The 21805-nt window shown below is 66.7% G+C and carries 21 protein-coding genes; 13 read left to right on the top strand and 8 right to left on the bottom strand.

Features of this window, described 5'->3' with window-relative positions; genetic code table 11:
- Positions 1-9: 9 nt before the first annotated feature.
- Positions 10-2106, top strand: a complete 2097-nt coding sequence (locus K7W03_RS01200) for a penicillin acylase family protein (protein WP_222885304.1) — start codon at positions 10-12, stop codon at positions 2104-2106.
- A 97-nt stretch (positions 2107-2203) separates the two neighbouring features.
- Here K7W03_RS01200 and K7W03_RS01195 read toward each other — a convergent pair whose 3' ends face one another.
- From K7W03_RS01195 to K7W03_RS01180, 4 genes are all read right to left on the bottom strand, one after another.
- Entirely contained in the window at positions 2204-2500 is a 297-nt protein-coding gene (locus K7W03_RS01195; protein WP_061936162.1) for a hypothetical protein, read from the bottom strand.
- A gap of 255 nt (positions 2501-2755) precedes the next feature.
- Positions 2756-3742, bottom strand: coding sequence for an ABC transporter substrate-binding protein (locus tag K7W03_RS01190; RefSeq protein ID WP_222885303.1), 987 nt, complete (start codon positions 3740-3742; stop codon positions 2756-2758).
- Entirely contained in the window at positions 3732-3869 is a 138-nt protein-coding gene (locus K7W03_RS01185) for a hypothetical protein (protein WP_222885302.1), read from the bottom strand. Before K7W03_RS01185 ends, K7W03_RS01190 begins: the two co-directional genes overlap by 11 nt.
- Before the next feature lie 512 nt (positions 3870-4381).
- Entirely contained in the window at positions 4382-5290 is a 909-nt protein-coding gene (locus K7W03_RS01180) for a LysR family transcriptional regulator (RefSeq protein WP_226869603.1), read from the bottom strand.
- A 113-nt stretch (positions 5291-5403) separates the two neighbouring features.
- On the opposite strand from K7W03_RS01180, the gene K7W03_RS01175 reads away from it, so the two are divergent.
- The gene (locus K7W03_RS01175; protein WP_222885301.1) at positions 5404-6156 is read left to right on the top strand and encodes an SDR family NAD(P)-dependent oxidoreductase; all 753 of its coding nucleotides are present in this window, start codon (positions 5404-5406) and stop codon (positions 6154-6156) included.
- 86 nt (positions 6157-6242) lie between these two features.
- Here the strand turns inward: K7W03_RS01175 and K7W03_RS01170 are convergent, their stop codons facing one another.
- Positions 6243-6977, bottom strand: coding sequence for an SDR family NAD(P)-dependent oxidoreductase (locus tag K7W03_RS01170; RefSeq protein WP_099186588.1), 735 nt, complete (start codon positions 6975-6977; stop codon positions 6243-6245).
- Between the two features lie 106 nt (positions 6978-7083).
- On the opposite strand from K7W03_RS01170, the gene K7W03_RS01165 reads away from it, so the two are divergent.
- Positions 7084-7434 (top strand): winged helix-turn-helix transcriptional regulator, encoded by a 351-nt coding sequence (locus K7W03_RS01165; protein WP_226869602.1) that lies wholly within the window; start codon positions 7084-7086, stop codon positions 7432-7434.
- Positions 7435-7518: 84 nt separating this feature from the next.
- On the opposite strand, the gene K7W03_RS01160 is transcribed toward K7W03_RS01165, so the two are convergent.
- Positions 7519-7659, bottom strand: a complete 141-nt coding sequence (locus K7W03_RS01160; protein ID WP_197565247.1) for a hypothetical protein — start codon at positions 7657-7659, stop codon at positions 7519-7521.
- Positions 7660-7756: 97 nt separating this feature from the next.
- Between K7W03_RS01160 and K7W03_RS01155 the strand changes: the two genes are divergently transcribed.
- The 10 genes from K7W03_RS01155 (at position 7757) to K7W03_RS01110 (ending at position 19158) form a co-directional block, all read left to right on the top strand.
- A complete protein-coding gene (locus tag K7W03_RS01155; RefSeq protein WP_048575962.1) occupies positions 7757-8101 on the top strand; it encodes a hypothetical protein in 345 nt (114 codons plus the stop codon).
- A gap of 246 nt (positions 8102-8347) precedes the next feature.
- Positions 8348-8686, top strand: a complete 339-nt coding sequence (locus K7W03_RS01150) for a hypothetical protein (RefSeq protein WP_025549463.1) — start codon at positions 8348-8350, stop codon at positions 8684-8686.
- 60 nt (positions 8687-8746) lie between these two features.
- The gene (locus K7W03_RS01145; RefSeq protein ID WP_222885300.1) at positions 8747-10012 is read left to right on the top strand and encodes a TolC family protein; all 1266 of its coding nucleotides are present in this window, start codon (positions 8747-8749) and stop codon (positions 10010-10012) included.
- On the top strand, positions 10009-11136 hold the full coding sequence (locus K7W03_RS01140; RefSeq protein ID WP_226869601.1) for an efflux RND transporter periplasmic adaptor subunit: 1128 nt from the start codon (positions 10009-10011) through the stop codon (positions 11134-11136). The genes K7W03_RS01145 and K7W03_RS01140 overlap by 4 nt, the downstream gene beginning before the upstream one ends.
- Positions 11137-11139: 3 nt before the next feature.
- Positions 11140-14352, top strand: coding sequence for an efflux RND transporter permease subunit (locus K7W03_RS01135; protein WP_222885299.1), 3213 nt, complete (start codon positions 11140-11142; stop codon positions 14350-14352).
- Positions 14353-14408: 56 nt separating this feature from the next.
- Positions 14409-14648, top strand: a complete 240-nt coding sequence (locus K7W03_RS01130) for a hypothetical protein (RefSeq protein ID WP_025549459.1) — start codon at positions 14409-14411, stop codon at positions 14646-14648.
- Entirely contained in the window at positions 14645-14821 is a 177-nt protein-coding gene (locus K7W03_RS01125) for a hypothetical protein (RefSeq protein ID WP_173664356.1), read from the top strand. The genes K7W03_RS01130 and K7W03_RS01125 overlap by 4 nt, the downstream gene beginning before the upstream one ends.
- A gap of 58 nt (positions 14822-14879) precedes the next feature.
- Positions 14880-15353, top strand: coding sequence for a YaiI/YqxD family protein (locus tag K7W03_RS01120; protein ID WP_222885298.1), 474 nt, complete (start codon positions 14880-14882; stop codon positions 15351-15353).
- Between the two features lie 155 nt (positions 15354-15508).
- Positions 15509-15733, top strand: coding sequence for a hypothetical protein (locus K7W03_RS01115; protein ID WP_226869600.1), 225 nt, complete (start codon positions 15509-15511; stop codon positions 15731-15733).
- 95 nt (positions 15734-15828) lie between these two features.
- Positions 15829-19158 carry a PAS-domain containing protein gene (locus K7W03_RS01110; RefSeq protein WP_222885297.1) on the top strand — a complete coding sequence of 1110 codons (3330 nt, stop codon included), beginning with the start codon at positions 15829-15831 and terminating at the stop codon, positions 19156-19158.
- Here K7W03_RS01110 and K7W03_RS01105 read toward each other — a convergent pair.
- Both K7W03_RS01105 and acs read right to left on the bottom strand, forming a co-directional pair.
- Positions 19148-19768, bottom strand: coding sequence for a LuxR C-terminal-related transcriptional regulator (locus K7W03_RS01105; protein WP_025549456.1), 621 nt, complete (start codon positions 19766-19768; stop codon positions 19148-19150). The genes K7W03_RS01110 and K7W03_RS01105 overlap by 11 nt on opposite strands.
- A complete protein-coding gene (acs, locus tag K7W03_RS01100; protein WP_222885296.1) occupies positions 19765-21717 on the bottom strand; it encodes an acetate--CoA ligase in 1953 nt (650 codons plus the stop codon). The genes K7W03_RS01105 and acs overlap by 4 nt, the downstream gene beginning before the upstream one ends.
- Positions 21718-21805: the final 88 nt, after the last annotated feature.

The following is a 21805-nucleotide window of genomic DNA, read 5'->3' as shown; positions in this document are numbered from 1 at the left end:
ATGATGGCGATGCGCCACATGACGATCTGGCTGGCGGCGCTGGCCGCTTCCTCCGCAATGACTGCCTCCGTCGCCGCCCCTTCGGCCAAATGGGGCGGGGGCGAGATTTTGTGGGACAGCTTCGGCGTGCCGCACATCTATGCCAGGACGGAAGAAGGCGGCTTCTACGGTTTCGGCTATGCCCAGGCGCAAAGCCACGGCAATCTGCTGCTGCGCATGTATGGCGAAAGCCGCGCCCAGGCCGCGGAATATTGGGGGGCGAAATATGAGAGCCAGGATAAATGGCTGATCGCCAACGACGTTCCCGAACGGTCGAAATCATGGTTCAGGCAGCAGACCCCGCAGATGCGGAAGAACCTCGACTCTTTCGCAGCCGGGGTGAATGCCTATGCCGCCGCGCATCCCGACAGGATCGCGCCGGAGGTCAAGGTCGTGCTCCCCTTGACCGGGGTGGACATCATCGGTCATGCGCAAAGGCTGATGAACTTCGGCTATATCGCATCCGACCGGAAGGTGTTGAGCGATCCATCGATCAACGAAGCGGGCGGATCGAACGCCTGGGCTGTCGCGCCGTCCCGTTCGGCCAGCGGCAAGGCGATGCTGCTAGCCAATCCGCATCTGCCCTGGGCGCCAAGCCAGCTCACTTATTATGAGGCGCAGATCAATGCGCCGGGCCTTGCCATCTATGGCGCCACGCAAGTGGGGCTGCCCGTGCTGCGCTTCGGCTTCAACAATGACCTGGGCTTCACCAACACCGTCAATACGATGCAGGGCTTCACCAGCTACAGGCTGACGCTGGAAGGCAGCGGCTATCGCTTCGACGGGAAGGTCCTGCCGTTCAGGTCGGTCACGAAAAGCTACAAGGTGAAACAGGCGGACGGATCGCTGAAAACCGTCAGCTTCGAACAGAAGAGCGCCGTGCAGGGCCCGGTCTTCACCCTGCCCAACGGCAAAACGACCATCGCGCTCAAGGTGGCCGGCCTGGACCGCCCCGGCGTGCTCCAGCAATATCTCGAAATGGGGAAGGCGCGAAACTGGGCCGGCTTCGAAAAGGCGCTGCGCAAGATGCAGGTGGTGATGTTCAACATCATCTATGCCGACCGTGCGGGCCATATCCTCTATCTCGACAACGGCCTGTTGCCCAGACATGCGAACGGCGACCTCAGCTATTGGTCCGCGCCCGTTCCCGGCGACACCTCCGCAACGCTGTGGAAGGATGTCCACAGCTATGACGACATGCCCAAGGTGCTCGATCCCGCGAGCGGCTTCGTGCAGAACGCCAATGATCCGCCATGGCTGGCCACCTGGCCCCGTGCGCTCGATCCCAGGGATTTCCCCGCCTATGTCGCGCCGGTGGGACCGATGAGCCAGCGTGCGCAGATGTCGGTCAAGCTGATGAGCGGGACGGACAAGATCGGCTTCGAGGATTTCGTGGCGCGCAAGGTCACGACGACATCGCTGATGGCGGAACGCTTGCTGCCCGATCTGCTGGCGGCCGCGTCGGCCTCCGCCGATCCCGATGTGCAGACGGCCGTGACGCTGCTCAAGGGTTGGGACCGTCGCTTCGAACCCGACAGCCGTGCCGCCCTGCTGTTCGAGACCTGGGCCGCTATCTTCGCGCCGAAGAATTTCACGGATCAATCCAACTATGCCGTCAAATGGACGCTGGACGATCCGCTGGAGACGCCACGCGGCCTGAAGGCCCCGGCGGCGGCGGTCGCCATGCTGAAGCAGGCGGTGGCGAAGACCAGGGAAGTCTATGGCGCGGTCGACCGCCCATATGGCGAAGTCTCGCGCTTCCATATCGGCGACGTGAACCTTCCGGCCAATGGAGGCTTCGGCAACACCGGCGTGTTCCGCACGATCACCTGGGGGCCGATGAAGAATGGCGAGCGCACGCCCGTCCACGGCGAAACCTGGGTGTCGATGGTCGAATTCGGCACGCCGATGAAGGCGGTGGGCCTGATGAGCTACGGCAATTCCAGCCAGCCGGGCTCCAAGCATAACAGCGACCAGCTCCGGCTGCTGGCCGACAAGAAATTCCGCACATTGTGGATCGATCGCGCAGATGTCGAACAGCATCTGGAGGAGAAGACCGCCTTTTGACGGTGGCCGGATCGCCGGGACATATATGTTGCGTCAGACCGCGTGGAACCAGGCCATCCGGCATGTCTTCGCACAGACGCAAGGCGCGGCGGGCCCGTTACTGCGCCGCGCCGCCGCCGGCGGTGTCGCTGTCGAAATCCTCGGGATTCCCGCCGCCGCCCGCGCCTGCACCGCTGCCTTCGACTTCGCCAATGCCTTCCTTCGGCCGCTTGCCCCGATTGTCAGTGCCCGCTGCGGGTGGAGTGCTGATGTCAGGCTTGCGGTCCGGGGTGAGATGTGAGCCGCTGCCGACAGCCCCATGCGGGTCTCTACCACCCGCTGCGGGCAGGTCGTCCACGGACGCGCCAGTCCCGTCAGCCTGATCCTTGCCGTCGGGAATATGTTGGGGAACCATGGATCTCTCCTGTCAGCCGTAAAAGGAGCCAACTGGCGGAGAGCCTGCATGTTCCACTGCCCGGCAGCAGCGGTGGCGGGCTTTGGCGGAAGCATACTGGCCGAGATGCCGACGCCAAGCCTTACGACCGTGTCGCGGCCTTACTGCTTTTCATGCATGACCGCCGGCTTCCTGGCGTCCTGCCGGAACGGCGAGCGCGATCGGCCTTTCCCACCCGGCGGCCTGAGGCGGCGGGTGGGTGGCGGGTCATGATTTTCAGCCTCTTTTCGGTATGGAATCGTTGAAGCGCGCGTCCCAGAGCGGTCGGACATCGACCGGCTTGGGCAGCAGCTTCTGCGCGAGGAAAAGGTCCGCCACCTGCTGCTGCGAGGCGATGGCCGCATCGGTGACGGGGCGCAGTTCGTAACTGTCGCTCTTGCGGCGGAACTGGTCCACCACATAATCGCGCGGAACGCCGATGTCCCTGGCGACGATGCCCGCCCATTCGGCTTCATTGGCCACGGCCCAGCCATAGGCCTGCTGCACCAGCGCCAGATATTGGCGGATGATCTGGGACATTTCCGCGTCGGCCAGCGCATCGGCATGGGCGCATACGAGATAGTTGCCCGACAGGATGCCGTAAGCGGTGCGCAATATCCGCGCACCCTCGGTCGCGATGGCCCGCTGGATCGGAAAGCCATAGATCGCCCAGGCGTCCAGCGCGCCCTGGGAAAAGGCGGCTGCGCCGTCGGCAACGCCCATGGCGACGGGCGTGATGTCGCCCCAGCCAAGACCCGCTTCCTCCAGCATCCGGATCAGGAAATATTGCGAGGTGGTTGCCCGCACATAACCGACGCGCTTGCCCCTCAGGTCGGCTATGGAACGCGCCTTTGATCCCTTGGGCACCAGAACCGCCTGATTATTGACGTCGCCGTGAAGGACGGCGATCTGACGGAAGCTCTGGATCGTAGAGGCGGCCGCGAAGATCGGCGGAATCTCGCTCATTCCTCCATAATCCAGCGACCCGCCGTTCAACGCCTCCACCACCAGATGTCCCGACTGGAACTCGCTATAGTGGATGTCGAAATCCTGCCGGGCGATGCCGGCGGCCTTGAACAGCAACCGCATGTCGGTCTCGCCCTTGCCGACGATCGCGGCGCGCAGCCGGGGCCTGTCGCGCCCGGCGCCACAGCCGGCCAGCAAAAGGCCGGACGCCGCGCCCGCCGCCAGAAAACCACGCCGCGACCAGCCCTCAGCGACCACCGGCGCTTTCCTGCTGCGGCGCGCGCTCGAAGAGGATCACATTCGGATCACGCAGAAATTCGCGGCGGGCGGCATCGCGCAAGCGGAGCCAGGAATCTATCACGGCACGTAACGGCTTCATACTCATCCTTCCGGCATGGAATGGCCATTATCTATTTTAATGGTAGAGATTAGTCTCACAAGCAATGCTGGGGGACCTATTAGATTTCTTTAGCGCAGGACCGTGCCCTTTGAAGGAGCGGCCAACCCATAAACGGCGATGAGGGAAGCCGGACGCGCACCATGGGTCATGGAAGCGCCCGCCCCTTTCCCATGCCCCCATGACCGCCGGCAGGGGGCCGCACTCCCAAAAAACTGGCCCGGCAGCCGAAGCCGCCGAGCCAAGGAGAAAGGCATGAAAGCCCTTCGGGTCGCAGGGCTGCTCTTGCGCAATCCACCCGATTCGGATTGTAAAAATCCGACATGAGGGCCGAGGACGCCGGACCGCCTAATCCATGTTGTTTGCGCATGATGCAGGGAAAGTTAGTGCGCCAGCGGTCACGAAGGAATCGGGTCGCACCGGTCCCCGCCCCGCTCGCCGGGGCGGGGATTTTCTGAGGCGGAATCTCCCGGACGGAAACAGCCGGAACGCCAGGGCGATCACTGTTGCGCGGCCAGCATCCCCCGCGGGAAACCGGCGGCGAGATGGTCGATCCAGGCCCTGACCGCCGGGGGCAGGCCGCGCCGGGTCGTGAAGACCAGATGCACGATCCCTTGCACGCCGCGCCATGCGGGAAGGATATGCACAAGCTGCCCCTCCGCCAGCGCGGCATTGCAGATATGGTCGGGAAGCAGGGCGATCCCCAGGCCCTCCACCGCGGCCTTCCGCACCGCCAGCATGTTTTCGCAACCCAGCCGGGGCGCAAAGCGGATGGTATGCGAACGCCCGTCGTCGGTTTCCAAATGCCATTCGCTTTCATCGCCGGCATCGCTCGTACCCAGGCAGGGCAGATCGGCCAGTCCGGCAATATCGGCAAGGCGGCTCGCCCATTGCGGGCTGCCCACCAGAATGCGCGTCGATTTCCCCAATGAACGCATGGTGAGGGCCGCATCGCCCGTCAGCGTCGTGCGCACCCGCAGGGCGACGTCGATGCGTTCCTCGATCAGGTCCACGGCCCGGTCAGTCGCGACGATTTGAAGGCGGACCCCGGGATAGCGCCGGAGAAAAGCGGGAACCAGGTCCGAGACGATTTCGACGAGACCGTACGGGCAACTGAAGCGAACCCGGCCATGGGGTTCGGCCTGCGCCTGCATGACCAGTGCTTCGGCCTGTTCCACTTCGGCCAGGATGGTGCGGCATCGCTCATAAAAGGACTGGCCTGTGTCAGTGACGCGGAAGCGGCGGCTGGACCGTTCGATCAGCCGAAGCCCCAGACGCTCCTCCAGACCGGCGATGCGGCGGGACAGTTTCGACTTGGGTTCGCGCAGGGCGCGGCCGGCCGCCGCGAAACCGCCATGGGCCACAACCTGCGCGAAATAGGCATAGTCATTGAGATCAATCTTCATCATCGTTCCTCTTAAGGAACGCTAAGTGCCATTTCTGCCGACTACAAGCCTTATCGTCCCGAATCTATCTCCATCGGGCAAAGGCGATCCTGCCGAAATGCTCAAGGAGACAGACGATGACGGACAAGTTCGACAACAAGGTGGTGGTGATCACGGGCGGCACGAGCGGCATCGGGCTGGCCACGGCGAAGGCCTTTGCCGAGGAAGGCGCATCGGTGTTCATCACCGGCCGCCGTCAGGATGCGCTCGACGCGGCGGTCCGGTCCATCGGCGGCAGGGTGACGGGGGTTCGCGGCGACATGGCGGACCTGGCCGACATCGACCGGCTCTACGACGCGGTCCAGCAGGACCATGCACGGATCGACGTCCTCTTCGCCAATGCGGGCGGCGGCGAGTTCGCCCCGCTGGGCGCGATCAGCGAGGACCATTATCAGCGGACCTTCGACACCAATGTGAAGGGCGTGCTGTTCACCGTGCAGAAGGCCTTGCCCTTGCTGAAGGACGGCGCATCCATCGTCCTGACGGCTTCCACCACCTGCGTGGCGGGCACGCCGGCGCTGAGCGTCTATTCAGCCACCAAGGCGGCCGTGCGGAATTTCGCCCGCAACTGGATATTGGACCTGAAGGACCGCCGCATCCGCGTGAACGCGGTCAGCCCCGGCGTGACCGAGACCGCCGGCCTCAATGAACTGTTCGGCGGCGGCGAACAGGCGGAAGGAACCAAGGAATATCTCGCGGGACTGATCCCGGCCGGCCGCGTCGGACAGCCGGAGGAAATCGCCAGGGCGGTGTTGTTCCTCGCCTCCGACGAGGCGAGCTTCATCAACGGGATCGAACTTTTCTTGGACGGCGGGCAAGTGCAGATCTGAAAGGCCCGCTTGCCGGACGGCGCCGGCCCCCCGAGGGGGGGTCGGCGCCTGTTCCTGTCAAGACCCCGATGACGCCCGGCGCCCGCTCATATCTGCGCCAGGCCGCCGTCGACGAACAGCTCGCCGCCGGTCATGAAGCTGCTGTCTCCCGACGCGAGGAACGCCGCCGCCGCCGCAATCTCCGACGGATCGCCCAGGCGCCCGAGGGGCGTTGCTTCACCCAATGCCTCGAAAGCCTCCCTGCCGACGACGTCGAGCGCCAGATCGGTGAGCGTCGGCCCGGGCGAGAGCACGTTCACGCGAATGCCGGTGCCCTTGAGGTCCAGCGCCCAGCTCCTTGCCAGATTGCGGACGGCGGCCTTGGAAGCGCTGTAGACACTGAAGCTGGGCGTTCCCATTTCTCCGGTGGTCGAGCCGGTCAATATGATCGCGCCGCCATCCCGCATCAGTGGCAAGGCCTTCTGCACCGTGAAGATCGCGCCCTTCACATTGACGTCGAACGTGCGGTCATAATGTTCCGGGGTGATTTCGCCCAAAGGCACCAACTCGCCGGTGCCTGCATTGGCCACCACGATGTCGAGCTGGCCCCGCCGCGCTTCCACCGCGGCGAACAGCCGGTCGAGATCCTCAGGACTCGTCACCGATCCCTGCACGGCGACCGCGTTCCCGCCAAGCCGGGCGACGGCCGCATCAAGCGCTTCCTGCCGACGTCCGAAGAGGAAAACGAAAGCGCCCTCCTCCACGAAACGCTGCGCCGTGGCGAAGCCGATGCCGCTTGCGCCGCCCGTCACCACCGCCGTCTTGCCATTCAATCTCTTCATCTTCGCATCTCCTTTTTCAGGTGATGCGTAGCTGGCGAGGCACATTCCTATGGACAAGTATGCACCTTTTGGTAAGTATCAAAATATGTCCGAGGAACCATCCTGCATGCCGGGCTTCTCCTGCGGCCTGGACGCCACCCTCAAGGTGATCGCCGGCAAGTGGAAGCCATTGATCATCTACTTCCTGCTGGAAGCGCCCAATCGCTATGGCGAACTGAAGCGGGCCGTGCGCGGCGTGAGCGACAAGGTGCTCATCCAGCAGCTCAAGGAACTGGAGAGCGACGGCATCGTCGTCCGGACGGACTATAGGGAAGTGCCGCCCCGGGTCGATTACTCGCTGACCGCACTGGGCCGCAGCCTGGCCGATGCCCTGGCGCCCCTGTCCAATTGGGGCGCGGAACATATGGAGGAAGTCGCCCGCGTCTTTGCCGAGCGTGACAAATGGCGGCGGGGCTAGGCGATTCCCGAGGGGCGAACCGCCCCGGACTGCCACATGGGTCGTGCTTCCACAGGCGGAAGCCGGTGCCGCCGCTCCATCCGCCTAGGCCAGGAAGCGATCGCTTTCGGCAACGAAGTCCTCGATTTCCTGGAACAGGAAGCCATGCCCGGTCTCGGGACAACGGACCAGCTTGGCGTTCGGCGCCTGTTGCGAGAGGACATAGGATGGTTCAGGAGGAGCCATGCCTCTATCGGGAGAAGATCTTCTCCACGCTCACAAGGCGGGTCGACGGTTCAAAGTCGTCGTTTAATCCTCCAAACTTGCCTCGCTTCGTGCGGCGGTGGCCTGCGGCATCGAGATAACGGCGCATTCGCGCTTCTTCGCGGACAATTCGACACCCGGCTTCACCGGCTTGCTGCCGGCCCTGCCAGCCATCTCCTACGAGGTTGCCCTTTCCTCCAAGCCCTCACAACGCGCCCGGCAACTGGCGGACCGCATCAGGGACATGCTCCGGCTCAGCCCGCTGCAGGAGGATGCCATGACCGCAGGCCGGCATGTCCGGAAGCCGGACCATCGCTCCCCTTCCCTGTCAGTCCTGTCGGACCTTCTGGACGATAGCAGGCGTATAGGCAGGCCAGCGGCAGATCGCCTGCAAACGCGTGCGCTGGAGGAACAACATGCCTGACGGAGACCCCTGATCATAAGCCTCAGGCCGACAAGCCTCACCCCCGCACCGGTTGACGGTGCTTCGCGTCCCGCGCTCCGCTTCAACGAGGCAGTAGCCGTCAAAACATAGCCGCTTCCTCCAGGAAATGAGGCGCCCGCATGGCGGAATCGTCGCTCGAATATCCATCGCCATGCCGAAAAACGCGCTGCGGGGTAGCGTTCTCCCCTTGCAACCAGCCCGAAAATGCTCGTTAAAGGCAGGCGCATGAACCGGCTGCTCGCCCTATTCGCCTGTCTCGCGCTGGCGCTGTCCTTTACGACGGCATCGGTCGCGCATGCGATGGAGCCGATCGATTGCATCGACGCAGAAGGACCAGCGGCTGCCGAAACGCATGACGGCGGCGATGCGGGACAGACGTCCGGCGATACCGACCGCGCCTATCCTCACCAACATGGGGGATGCCATGGGCATCATGTCGCGGCCGCTGTCGCCATGTCGGAAATCACGTCCGGTCCGGTCCATCGGATGGTGAAGCTGCGTTGGACGCCCACCATCCATGGCGCCGCACCTCCGCGGAGCGAGTTGAGACCGCCGATCGCCTGACCACTGCCGCCCGGCCTGCGCATCGCGCAGGCGGTCATCCGTTGTCAGGAGTTTCCGAACATGAACCGTTTGCTGGCGGCGTTGCTTGCCGCCACCTCACCCCTATCCGCCACGCAGGCGAAGTCCGCGCCGACGGCCGAAGCACCGCCCGGCCTGACGCTTGAGCAGGCGCTCGATCTCGCCAGCGCCACTGCCCCTTCGCTGGACGCGGCCGGGGCCGGCGTCGATGCAGCCAGGGCCGCGCAGGCAGCGGCCGGTCTGCGGCCGAACCCCATCCTCACCGTCGAAGCCGAGAATGTGGCCGGCACCGGCCTCTATGCGGACACGAAAAGCCTGGAGGCCACGACTTCGCTGGCCCTCCCGCTGGAACTGGGCGGAAAGCGATCGGCCCGGCTGGCCGTCGCGGGCGCCCAGCGCGATCGCGCCATGATCGAACAGGCGGTTGCGCGGGTCGACCTGCGGTTCGCGGTGACGCGGGCCTATGCGGAGGCCGCGGCGTCGGAGCGGCGGCTGGCGAATGCGCGCGACCAGCTTCGGATTGCCGGGGAAGGCCTGCATGCCGCTCATGTCCGCCTGCGTGCCGGCCGCGCCTCGCCCATGGAGGTGCAGCGCGCCGAGCTGGCTCGGATCAATGCGCAGGCTGCTCTCGTGCGGATGGAACGGTCGGCGGAAACGGCCCGCTTCATCCTGGCCCAGCGAATCGGGCAGGCGATCCCCGGCGCTCTCGACGCAGGCTGGTTCGACCGTATCGGCACAGCCCACGGCCCGTTGCAGCCCCTGGAGCCGATAGAGACGCTGGCGCTTGCCGCCGCCAACGCCGATCTGGCGGCGAGCAGCGCGCAGGTGCGGCTTGCCCGAACCCAGCGCATTCCCGATCTGACCGTGGGCGCGGGCGTCCGCCGACTGGAAGCGACCAACGACAGCGCAGCGCTTTTCAGCCTGTCGCTGCCCCTCCCCTTCCTCAACGGCGGCAAGGCGGCGGTCGGGCAGGCGCTGGCGGAGCAGCGTCGCGCCGAAGCCCAGCGGCGAGCCACCGCGCAGGAGGTCGCCCAGGCGATAGCCCAGGCGCAGGCCGAGGCCGCGAACGCCGCCATCGGCGCGGAGACGGCGACCGGACCCGCCCTTGCGGCCGCTGAGGAAGCCGCCCGCATCGCCCGCATCGGCTATCGCGAGGGCAAGTTCAGTCAGCTCGACCTGCTCGATGCCGAACGCACGCTCACCGAAACGAAGGCAGCCGCCATAGAGGCGCTGCTCGCCTATCACAATGCACGAGCGCAGCTGGAGCGATTGACCGCTCGCGCGCCGGATCAGGGAGACGATCGATGAACCTCCTCCAGCGGACCGTCATGGCCGCAATCCTGACATTCACGGTCGCCGCCTGCGGAAACCAGCCTGCCGAAGAAAGCCATGCCGAAGGGGAGGCGCATGCCGGCGAGGAAGGGCTGATCCGCCTCACCGCGCAGCAGATCGCCGCCGCGGGCATCGAACTCGCCCGGCCCACCCCGGGTGGGGCGGGCGCCATCACCCTGCCCGCCACCATAGAGGGCGATCCGCAGGGGACGCAGGTGGTTTCCGCCGCGATCGGCGGGCGCATCGTGGCCCTCAGCCGCAATCTGGGCGAATGGGTGCGCAAGGGCGACATGCTGGCGGTGATCGAAAGCCGCGAGATCGCCTCGCTCAAGGCGGAGGCCGAAGCGGCGCAGGCGCGGCTGGCGCTCGCCCAATCCAATTTGCGGCGGGAACAGCGCCTGTTTGCCGAACGGGTTTCGCCCGAACAGGATCTGGTCGCGGCACGCACCGCCGCGACGGAGGCCGGGATCGCGCTGCACCTCGCCCGGCAGCGGATTGCGGCGTCAGGGGGCGGGGGCGGCGGGCTCAACCGGCTGGGCATCGCCGCGCCGATCGGTGGCCAGGTCATCGCCCGCACCGTGACGCTGGGGCAGATGGTCGCCGAGGATGCCGAACTCTATCGCGTCGCCAATCTCTCTAAACTGGCGGTCCGCCTGTCGCTCTCCCCTGCCGATGCGAGCCGCGTCCGGCCGGGCGCGCGCGTGGACATCACCGCGCCGGACCGCAGGACCAGCGCACGCATCGGCTTCGTCTCTCCGGTGCTCGATGAGAGCACGCGCCTCGTCCCCGTTCTGGCCCTTATCGACAATCGCGGCGGCCAGTGGCGTATCGGCGAACCCGTCACCGCCGCCATCGCGGCGACGGGCGAATCGGGCGGCATGACGGTGCCGTCCGGCGCGGTCCAGACGGTCGAAGGGCGGCCCTCGGTCTTCGTCCGCACAGCCCAGGGGTTCAGGGCCGTACCGGTCACTACAGGCCAGCCAGGCGGCGACGCGGTCACGATCCTGTCGGGCCTGACCGGGCGCGAGCAGATCGCCGTCGCCAACAGCTTCACTCTCAAGGCCGAGCTCGGGAAGAGCGAAGCCACGCATGAGGATTGAACCATGATCGGGCGTATCGTGACCTTTTCGGTCGAGCGGCGCTGGTTCGTGCTGCTCGTCACCCTCATCGCGGCCGCGATCGGCGGCTGGGCGCTCAGCCGCCTGCCCATCGACGCGGTTCCCGACATCACCAACAACCAGGTGCAGGTGAATATCCGCGCGCCCGCGCTGTCGCCCGAACTGGTCGAAAAGCAGGTCGCCTTCCCGATAGAGACCGCGCTGGCGGGGGTGCCGGGGCTGGAATATACAAGATCGCTGAGCCGCAATGGCTTCGCCCAGGTGACGGCGGTCTTCACCGATTCCACCGACATCTATTTCGCCCGCGCCCAGGTTGCCGAACGGCTGCGCAGCGCGGAGGATAGCCTGCCGGACGGCGTCACGCCTGAAATGGGCCCGATCGCCACCGGCCTTGGCGAAGTCTATATGTGGACGGTCCATCTGGCCCATCGCAAGGATGACCGACACTCGCCCGGCGAACCCGGCATCCAGCCCGACGGCAGCTACATCACGCCGGAGGGCGAGCGGCTGGTCGGCCAGTCCGATCAGGCGACCTATCTGCGCACGGTGCAGGACTGGATCGTCGCCCCGCTGCTCAAGAACACGCCAGGCATCGCCGGCATCGATTCCATCGGCGGCCATGTGAAGCAATATCAGGTCGCGCCCGATGTCCAGCGGCTCGCGGCGCTGAACCTCAGCCTCAACGACCTGGCGACCGCATTGGAGGAGAATAACAGCGCCGTCGGCGCGGGCGTCATCGACCGCAACGGCGAAGGGCTGACGGTGCGGTCGGATGCCCGCATCCGCAACGCCGACGATCTCAGCCGAACGGTCATCGCGACGCGGGAAGGCGTTCCCATCCTGCTCCATCAGGTCGCGACGGTGCGGACCGGCCAGGCGCTGCGGATGGGGTCCGCATCCGAGAACGGACGGGAGGTCGTCGTCGGCACCGCGGTCATGCGGATCGGGGAAAACAGCCGGGCCGTTGCCTCCGCCGTCGCCGGGCGACTGGACGAGATCAATGCCTCATTGCCGACCGACGTCATCGTAGAGCCCGTTCTGGATCGCACCGCGCTGGTCAATGCGACGATCGGCACGGTGGCGAAGAACCTGTCCGAAGGCGCGCTGCTCGTCATCGTCGTGCTGTTCGCCCTGCTCGGCAATTTCAGAGCCGCGCTGATCGCCGCGCTGGTCATCCCCATCACCATGCTGCTCACCAGCTTCGGCATGCTGCGCGGCGGTGTCTCGGCCAATCTCATGAGCCTGGGCGCGCTCGACTTCGGGCTCATCGTCGACGGGGCCGTCATCATCGTGGAAAATGCCCTGCGCCGGATCGCCGAGCACCAGCATGACCGTGGCCGGACGCTGAACCCTGAAGAAAGGCTGTCGGCCGTGGCCTTGGCCGCGCGCGAGATGATAGGCCCGTCCGTCTACGGCCAGGCGATCATCATCCTCGTCTATGTCCCGCTCCTCACGCTGGACGGGGTGGAGGGCAAGACCTTCACGCCGATGGCGATGACGGTCATCCTCGCGCTCGGCTTCGCCTTCATCCTCTCGCTGACCTTCGTTCCGGCCATGCTGGCCCTGCTGCTGTCGAAGCCGGTCGAGGAGAAGGAGGGGCGGATCATGTCCTGGCTGAACGCACGCTATCGGTCGGGGCTGGAAGCGGCGATGCGCCGGTCCAGCCGGACGATCGGGATCGGGGTCGCGGCATTTCTGGCGGCCATCGCCGGCTTCTCGATGCTGGGGCAGGAATTCCTGCCCCAGCTCGACGAGGGCGACATACTCGTCCAGGCGGTCCGCGTTCCGGGCACTTCGGTCGACCAGAGCCAGGCCATGCAGTTCGCGGTCGAACGCGCCGTCGCGGGGGAGCCCGAAGTCCGCTTCGTCTTTTCCAAGACGGGCACGGCCGAGCTTGCTTCCGACCCCATGCCGCCCAATGCGACCGACACCTTCGTCATCCTGAAGCCCCGCGCGCAATGGCCCGACCCCCGCCTCGCCAAGGCGGATCTGGTCGAACGGCTGGAGCAGCGGCTCGCGATGCTGCCGGGCAACGCCTATGAGATCACCCAACCGATCCAGATGCGCTTCAACGAGCTGATCGCGGGGGTGCGCGGCGACATCGCCATCAAGGTCTTCGGTGACGATGTCGACCAGATGAGCGGCACGGCGGATCGCATCGCCGCCGTGCTGCGGCGGACCCCGGGCGCCACCGACGTGCGGGTGGAACAGACCGAAGGCCTCCCCATTCTCGACGTGCAACCCAATCGCGATGCGATGGCGCGGCTGGGCATCAGCGCGCGGGTGTTGCAGGACATATTGGCCGCCGCGGTGGGCGGGCGCGACGCGGGCATGATCTTCGAGGGCGACAGGCGCTTTGCCGTCACGATCCGGCTGGGCGAGGAGGCGCGAACCGATCTGGAGACGCTGGGCCAGGTGCCGGTGCCCACTCCGGCGGGTGCCTTCGTGCCGTTGGCAAGCGTCGCCCGGATCGCGCTGGTCGACGGCCCGAACCAGATCAGCCGCGAAAACGGCAAGCGCCGGATCGTCGTGCAGGCCAATGTGCGCGGGCGCGACGTGTCCGGCGTCGTCGCAGATGTGCGGGCGGGGATCGCGCAGGACGTGCGGCTGCCCGCCGGCACCTATCTCCAATGGGGCGGCCAGTTCGAAAATCTGGCATCGGCGCGGGAACGGCTGCTGCTGGTCGTACCGGCCTGCTTCGCGCTCATTCTCCTGCTGCTCTACGGGGCGCTCGGCAGCGTGCGGGACGCCGTGATCGTCTTCACCGGCATCCCTCTCGCGCTGGTCGGCGGCGTTCTGGCGCTGGCGCTGCGCGGCATGCCTTTCTCGATCTCGGCGGCGGTGGGCTTCATCGCCCTGTCCGGCATCGCCGTGCTCAACGGGCTGGTCATGGTGACGTCGATCCAGGACCTGATGGCGCGCGGCATGGATCGCGGCAAGGCAGCCTGCGAAGGCGCCAAGGTGCGGCTGAGGCCGGTGGTCATGACGGCGCTGGTCGCCTCGCTCGGCTTCGTGCCCATGGCGCTGGCGACCGGCCCCGGGGCGGAGGTGCAAAAGCCGCTCGCCACCGTAGTCATCGGCGGCCTTGTTTCCGCGACCTTGCTGACCCTGTTCCTGTTGCCCACGCTCTATGCCCGCTTCGGCCGGCGGGGCGGGGCGGCTGCGCCGGGACAGGAGGAAATGGCGGCCATCTCCTGAAAGGGGAATGGCCCCGCTCCCCCCGGCTTGCTGCCGGGGGAGCGGGAGAGATTTTCATGTCGCAGGTGGAATCCTTGGCACTTGCGGGCTCCGCCGCAGTTCCCAGCGATAAGGAGGATGCCGTGCCGGACCAGATCGTTTCCATTGGCCTGCTGACAGCGAAAGACCTTGAGCTTCTCGGTCAAGGATTCCGGCGGCACTTTCCCATACAGGATGACGACCTCTTCAAGGACCTGCTCGCGAAGCTGGATGAGCTGCCGGCGCGGCCCGAGCCCCGCGCCAAAGACAGGCGATGAGCGGGCGACGCAGAAGGCTTGGCATGGGCCTGTTGCTGACGGCGATCCTGTTGAGCATTGTCGTCATCGTCGGCCTGATGATCCATTCAAGCATCGACGCGCCCGATCCGGCGTCTCGACCCCCCACGGGCGCAATGCCGCCGGAGGGCGAACCGATGCGCCCGGCGGATTAGGTCACGCATTCATCCCGCCTTGCGCGGCGCCCATCAGGCGGTGCATGGAGCGGCAGCCATGCCCCAGACCAAAACGCCCAACATCCTTATCGATGCCGACGCCTGCCCGGTGAAGGAGGAGACCTACAAGGTCGCCTGGCGCCATGGCGTGCCGGTCATCGTCGTCAGCAACAGTCCCATCAGGGTGCCGGCGCATCCGCTCGTCTCCCGCATCGTTGTGGGCGAGGGGTTCGATGCGGCGGATGATTGGATCGCCGGGCATGTGGACGCCGGCTCGATCATCGTCACCGCGGACATCCTGCTGGCCGACCGATGCCTGAAGGCTGGATGCGGTGCGGTGATCGCGCCCACGGGCAAGCCCTTCACCCATGCCTCCATCGGCAATGCCGTGGCGGTACGGGCGATCAAGGCGGACTTGCGCGCCGGCATCCTGGCGGACGGCGTCGGCGGACCAGCGCCGTTCGCGAAGGCCGACCGGTCCCGCTTCCTGTCCGCACTGGACGAAGCGGTCGTCCGATTGCGGCGGCGGTAAGACCAAGACCTGGAGCAGGGCCCGAAACCCGACCGCGCCCTAACCTGCGTCATCGATGGGACAGGATCGCCCGGCGCCCGGTCGCGTTTGATGAGGCGCAGGCCGGTGATCGGCTGCGCGGGACGCTGGTGCCCATGCCAAGGGAGGAGGAAAGGATGGTCCGTATGCTTTTGATCGCAGGCAGCCTGCTTGCCGGGGCCTGTTCGGGCGAGACCCCGTCCGACCGGAATGCAGTCAACGGAGCGGCCATCAACCGCGCGGACGATGCGCCGGGCAATGGCGCCGCAGGACCGCTGCCGACCAGCGGATCTGGCGAAGTGCCGCCCAACGCGCCGGGCGCGGATAATCAGGCGACGGGTTCCAATATCAGCGACCGATAAGGCGGAATTGCCGGAACCGGGCGCTCCGCGCACCGGCGGAAATACGACCTCTTCGGCGCATTGTTCCGGCGTCCTCGAGCCAGTAGAGATGGGCCATGAGTCTGCTTTCGGCGGCCCTTCTCGCGCTCGCGATCGTCCTGCTGCTGTTCGGGATCGCCACCATCGTCGAAAGGCGCGGCGGCCTTGCGCTCGGCCGTTATGACGTGCGCCACGGCGCCTATGCGCTGGCGCTGGGCGTCTATTGCTCAAGCTGGACCTTCTACGGCGCGGTCGGGAGCGCCGTGCGCGACGGCTGGCATTACCTCCCCATCTATCTCGCGCCGATCTGCCTGCTGATCGTCGCGCCCCGTTTCCTGCGCAGGCTGGCCGAGGCGGTGGCGGAGGAACAGGCAACCACCGTGTCCGACTTTATCGCCGCGCGCTTCGGTCATGATGTGGTCGTGGCCCGTCTGGTCACGGTCATCGCCTTGCTGGGAACAGTGCCCTATGTCGCGCTGCAATTCCGCTCCATCGGCAGCGCGATCTCCATCGTGACGGGCCGCCCCGTCGCGACGCTGACCATGCTGACCGCCGCCTGGCTGCTGGCGCTGTTCGCCATGCTGTTCGGCGCCCGCCGGTTCGAACTGGCGGGGCGCAGCGAAGGCCTGGTCTATGCGATCGGCATCGAATCCCTCCTCAAGATCGTCGCGCTGACCACGGTGGCCGTCCTCGCCTTCGTCCTGCTGGCACAGGCGGACCCGACGGACCTCAGCCGGGGCGTCGCCATATTGTCCGCCAATTTCCGGCCGGAACGGTTGTCGATCGAGGTCGGCATCATCTTCCTCATCTCCGCCATGGCCGTCATCGTCCTGCCCCGGCAATTCTACATGGGCCTGGTAGAGGCGCGGGAGCCGGGCGATCTTGTCGGCGCGCGCTGGGGACTGGTTGCCTATCTCGGCGCGATGGCGCTGATGGTGTTGCCCATCGCGCTGGCCGGCGCAAGCCTGCTGCGCGGCGCCCAACCCGATCTCTACATGCTGGCCCTGCCCGGAATGACCGGACAGGGCATCGTGCTTGCCCTGGCCCTGCTGGGCGGGATCGCGGCGGCGGCATCGATGGTCGTGGTCGATTCGACCGCGCTCGCGACCATGGTCTCGAACGACCTCCTCTTCCCCACCCTGCTCGCGCGCGAGAATGGCGGGGAAGCGGGCGCCGGGGCGCTCGGCCGGCGCATGCTGCTCGTGCGGCGCCTCTCCATCCTCGCCATCATCGCGGCGGCGCTCGCCTGGGCGCTGCTGGTTTCGGCCGAACAGTCGCTCGCCTCGATCGGCCTTGTCGCCTTCGCCGCCATGGCGCAGTTCACGCCGCACCTGATCCTGGCCACCTATGCGCCGGGTCGCGATGCGCTGGCGGCGCGGGCAAGCCTTGCCGTCGGCCTTGTCATCTGGTTCTACACCCTCGCCCTGCCGCCCATATTGCCGCCCGCCTGGCTGGATGCGCTGGAGGGAAGCGCCGCCGATCCCCTGCGCCTCTTCGGCATCGGCGCCGCGTCGCCGCTGGTGCATGGCGTGGCGTGGAGCCTGGGCGCGAACCTTCTGGTCTTCGGCCTGGTCGCCGCGCGCAAGGTGAAGGCGCCCGTCCTGCCCCGCCTGGGCAGCCAGCGCCCGATCACCGACCTGGCCGAACTGGCGCAGCTCACCGCCAGCTTCATCGGTGAAGAGGAGGCTGCCCGAGAATTTCCGGCGGCCATGCGGGGCACGCCCATCGACAGGCGGTCGGCGCAGCGCGCCCGCACGCTCATCGCGCGCGTCGTCGGCGCTTCCTCCGCCCGCGCGCTGGTCGCCTCGGCACTGGCCGGGGGGCAGATGAGCCTTTCCGACGTTACCCGGCTGCTGGGAGAGCGCGGCCAGTCGCTGCGCTTCTCCCGCGAACTGCTCGCCGCGACCTTCGAACATATCGATGCCGGCATCAGCGTGGTCGACGCCGACATGAACCTGATCGCATGGAACAGCCAATATCTCGACCTGTTCGACTTTCCTTCCGGCTTCCTGCGGGTGGGCGTGCCGATCGCGGAACTGATCCGCCATAATGGGCGGCTGGGCGATTTCGGCGACGAGGACATAGAATTCCACGTCAGGAAACGCCTGCGGCACATGCGCCGCGGCCTGCCCCACAGTTTCGAGCGGCGGCGAAAGGACGGCCGCGTCATCAAGACCATCGGCGGGCCGATGCCGGGCGGCGGCTATGTCACCAGCTTCATCGACATCACCGAGGATGCACGCATCCGCGACGAGCTGGGCCGCACATTGGCGGAACTGGAAACCCGCGTCGCCGACCGCACACGCGAACTCAGCGAGACCAATTTGCGCCTGGCCGAAGCGACGAAGGACAAGACCCGATTCCTCGCCGCTGCCAGCCACGACCTGCTTCAGCCGCTCCACGCCGCGCGGCTGTTCACCGCCGCCCTGCAACGCGAGGTGGAAGGAACGCCGCACATCCTTGCCGAACGCATCGACAGCGCGATCATGGCGGCGGAAGGGCTGCTCCGCGCTCTGCTCGACATCAGCAAGCTCGATGCCGGCGGTGTCGAGCCCAGCCCGGAGCCGATCGACCTTACGCCGTTTCTCGCCAGCCTTGCTGAAGGATTCGCGCCGATGGCGAAGGAGAAGGGGCTGCGCCTGCTGACCGGTCCCCTTTCCGGCCATCTCGATACCGACCCGGGACTGCTCCGCTCGGTCCTCCAGAATTTCGTCTCCAACGCCCTGCGCTACACGCAGCAGGGCGGGATATTACTGGGCGTCCGGCGCAGGGGTTCGATGATCCGGATCGACGTAGTCGATAGCGGCGTCGGCATCGCCGCCGACCAGATCGGGACGATCTTCGGGGAATTCACCCGGCTCGGCGCGCTGGACGTCGAGGGACTCGGCCTTGGCCTCGCCCTTGCACGCCGCATCGTCCGGCTGCTCGGCGGGCGGATCGAGGTGCGGTCCGTGCCCGGAAAGGGCAGCCGGTTCAGCCTGCTGATGCCTGCCGCAACCGGGCCAGCCGCGCCGGCACCGGCACCGGGGGCGCAGGCCCCCCTTCCGGCGGCGAGGGGTCTGGCCGTGCTGGTGGTCGATGACGATCCGATGATCGTAGCCGCGACCGAGGCGCTGCTGGCCAGCCTCGGCCATCGGCCGCTGGCCGCCGCCGAAGGCAGGACCGCCCGAAAGCTCGCGTCCGCAGCCGACGCCGCGCTGGTCGACTTCCAGCTTGGGACGCAAGAGGACGGCCTTGCCCTGATCGCGGCGCTGCGGCGGGAGCATCCGGGATTGCCCGCCGCGCTGGTCACGGCGGAGGACGATGCGAGCCTCGCCACCCGCGCCGCCATGCTCGACATCGCCTTCATCGCCAAGCCTGCTGCGCCGGAGGCGATCTCAGCCTTTCTGGCCCGCGTCAGTGGTTGAGATCGAGGCCCAGCGAGCGCGCGACCAGTGCCGCCTGCGTGCGGTTCTGCACATCCAGCTTGCGCATGATCGCGGTCATATGCGCCTTCACCGTCGCTTCGGTCACCATGAGGTCGTGCGCGATCTGCTTGTTCAGCTTGCCGTTCAGCACCTCCAGCAGGACCTTCAACTGGGTGGGCGTCAGGGATGCGATCTCCTTCTGGACCGCATCCTCGGGCCGTGGCGGAGCGGGCGGGAGCCGGTGGCCGCCCAACGCCCGCGCGATCGCCGCCTCGATCGCGGGCAGGTCGCTATCCTTGGAGAGGAAGCCGACGGCGCCCAGCGCCTGGGCTTCCTCCGCCGCCTTGGCCCCGTCCGCGCTTGAAACCACCAGGATCGGCACGTCCGGCTGTTCCGCATGCAACAGCGCTATGCCCGAATAGCCGACCGCGCCCGGCATCTTCAGGTCGAGCAGGATGAGGCGCAGGCCCGTGGCCCCGCTCGCCGCCTGAACGGCGCCGGCGAGCGTTCCCGCTTCGATGATGCTGGCCCGCGGAGCGACCTTCATCACCGCCACCGCCAGCGCCTGACGGAAAAGCGGGTGGTCGTCTGCGATGAGAATCGTTTCTATTGCGCCTCTTCCAACCGTGGTCTGTTCGCCAGCAGATTATCGACCACGGTGGGATCGGCAAGCGTCGACGTGTCGCCCAGGTTGGAAACGTCGTTTTCCGCGATCTTCCGCAATATGCGCCGCATGATCTTGCCCGAACGGGTCTTGGGCAGGCCGGGGGCGAACTGCACCACGTCCGGCGATGCGATGGGGCCTATTTCGCTGCGTACCCAGCGTATCAGCTCGCCGCGCAGGGCATCGTCCGGCTCGACATCGGCATTGGTGGTGACATAGGCGTAGATGCCCTGCCCCTTGAGGTCGTGCGGCATGCCGACGACGGCGGCCTCGGCAACCTTGGGATGGGCGACGAGCGCGCTCTCGATCTCCGCCGTGCCCATGCGGTGGCCGGAAACGTTGATGACATCGTCGATGCGGCCGGTGATCCAATAATAGCCGTCCTCGTCGCGCCGGCATCCGTCGCCGGTGAAATAGCGCCCCGGAAAGGTCGTGAAATAGGTCTGGAAGAAGCGGTCATGATCGCCCCAGACGGTGCGCATCTGCCCCGGCCAGCTATCCGCGAGGACGAGGCAGCCTTCGCCCGCCCCCTCGATCAGCCGCCCGTCGCCATCGACCAGTTCGGGCCTGACCCCGAACATCGGCAACGTCGCTGAGCCCGGCTTGAGCGCGACAGCGCCGGGCAGCGGGCTGATCATCGCGCCGCCGGTCTCGGTCTGCCACCAGGTGTCGACGATGGGACAACGCCCTTCACCCACGACCTGATGATACCATTCCCACGCCTCCGGATTGATCGGTTCACCGACGCTGCCCAGCAGCCGCAGGGACTTGCGGCTGGTCTTGCGCACCCATTCGTCGCCCTCGCGCATCAGCGCGCGCAGGGCGGTGGGGGCGCCGTAGAAAATCTCCACGCCGAACTTGTCCACCACCTGCCAGAAGCGGGATGCATCCGGGAAATTGGGCACGCCCTCGAACATCACGGTCGTCGCGCCGTTCATCAGCGGCCCATAGACGACATAGCTGTGGCCCGTGACCCAGCCGATGTCGGCGGCGCACCAGTAGATCTGGCCGGGGCGATAATCGAACACATATTGGTGCGTCATCGCCGCCCAGACGGCATAGCCGCCGGTCGTGTGCAGCACGCCCTTCGGCTTGCCCGTCGAACCGGAGGTATAGAGGATGAAGAGCGGGTCTTCCGCGCCCATCTCCTCCGGCTCGCACTCCGCGGGCTGGGCTTCCACCGCCGTGGCCCAGTCGATGTCGCGGCCCCCGGCCATCGCCACGTCGGCGCCGGTGCGGCGCAGCACGATGACGGTATCGACATCCGCGCAATGGGCTAGGGCGGCGTCGACATTCGCCTTCAGCGGAACCTTCCTGCCGCCGCGCAGGCCCTCGTCGGCGGTGACGACGATGCGGCTCGCGCAATCCTCGATGCGGCCGGCAAGCGCTTCGGGCGAGAAGCCGGCGAAGACGATCGAGTGGATCGCGCCGATCCGCGCGCAGGCCAGCATCGCGACCGCCGCCTCCGGCACCATGGGAAGATAGAGGGTGACGCGGTCGCCCCGCCTGACGCCCCGCGCCTTCAGCAGATTGGCGAAGCGGCATACCGCCTCATGCAGCGCGCGATAGCTGATGCGCCGTTCGGGCTCTGCCGGATCGTCGGGCTCCCAGAGGATCGCGATGGCGTCGCCACGCTCCGCCAGATGGCGGTCGAGGCAATTGGCGGACAGGTTGAGCGTGCCGTCAGCGAACCAGCTTATGCCGAAATCCTCCGCCGAAAAACTGGTCGCCTTCACCTGGCTGAAAGGACGCATCCAGTCCAGGCGCTGCGCCTCCTCCGCCCAGAAGCCATCCGGATCGGTGATCGAGCGCGCATACATCTGCCGGTATCGCGCGGCGTCGACCAGCGCTTCGTTCGCCCAGTGGTTGGGAACGGGGTAAATGCCCTGGTCCATAGTCTCGCACTCCTCTCCTTGATCGCTACCGATCCGTGGGCGGCATCCTAATTGCCGCAGGCGCACATCGGACCCCCGACGAAGGTCG

Origin of the sequence: Sphingobium sp. PNB (genome assembly GCF_019873065.1) — a bacterium.
Classification (GTDB): Bacteria; Pseudomonadota; Alphaproteobacteria; order Sphingomonadales; family Sphingomonadaceae; genus Sphingobium; species Sphingobium fuliginis.
The sequence above is the reverse complement of the archived record's forward strand: the minus strand, read 5'-3'. Positions and strand labels throughout refer to the sequence as shown.